Below are 669 nucleotides of genomic sequence, written 5' to 3'. Positions count from 1 at the left end.
CGCTGCCGCCCCAGCAGGCGGCTCAGTCCGCAGCCGCTCTCCCTCGACCCAGAACGTGCGCTCCTCGCGCTCAGGCAGAACGACACCGCGTATACGCCTGATCATGACTACGAACCTACGCGACCCAGCCGGAGCGCCCCCGGCCTTGGGGAATTTGCGGCCAAAGAGCATGCTGTGTATGGAAGGTCAACGGTCATCACCTCAATCTTGAGGCGGGGCAGGGACACCGGGCTCTACGCCGACATCAAACTTGCAAGCGGCTTCCACCTTGAGCTTTCAAACAGACACTGAGAAGTTGCGCAGCTGAACCACTCGCTCGCGCCGAGCCCCCGGTGTGCCGGCGGCACCAGCACACCGGCGCGGCAACGGTGCCCCTACGAAAGGGTGTCGAGACCACGCTGGCTTGGGCCGCCGCGTTCCGTGTGGGGCTCGAGCGGACAGGAGGCGACGGGCGCTGACGGCGGTCTCACGGTTCAGAGTGCGATCGGCCGGTATCGCAGGGCCTCGTCGACGATCGCCTCCGCGGACGCGTCCCGAAGGCCTTCCGGCGGGTGGAAGATCAGATCGCCGATCCGAGGGTGGAGGACATTCGCAGCCAGGAGTCGTAAGTAGTACGCGTCCTCCGGGTCGCCTGAGAGAACTCTGCGGACAATTTCGACGAGTTCGGCT

Annotated in this window: 1 pseudogene; it reads right to left on the bottom strand. The window is 65.5% G+C overall.

Going from position 1 to position 669, the window contains the following annotated elements:
* Positions 1-473: 473 nt before the first annotated feature.
* Positions 474-669, bottom strand: a pseudogene (locus PUR26_RS02310) (hypothetical protein); the annotation flags it as partial.

Origin of the sequence: Streptomyces sp. SP18CS02 (assembly GCF_036322365.1) — a bacterium.
In the GTDB taxonomy this organism is placed as follows: domain Bacteria; phylum Actinomycetota; class Actinomycetes; order Streptomycetales; family Streptomycetaceae; genus Streptomyces.
The sequence above is the reverse complement of the archived record's forward strand: the minus strand, read 5'-3'. Positions and strand labels throughout refer to the sequence as shown.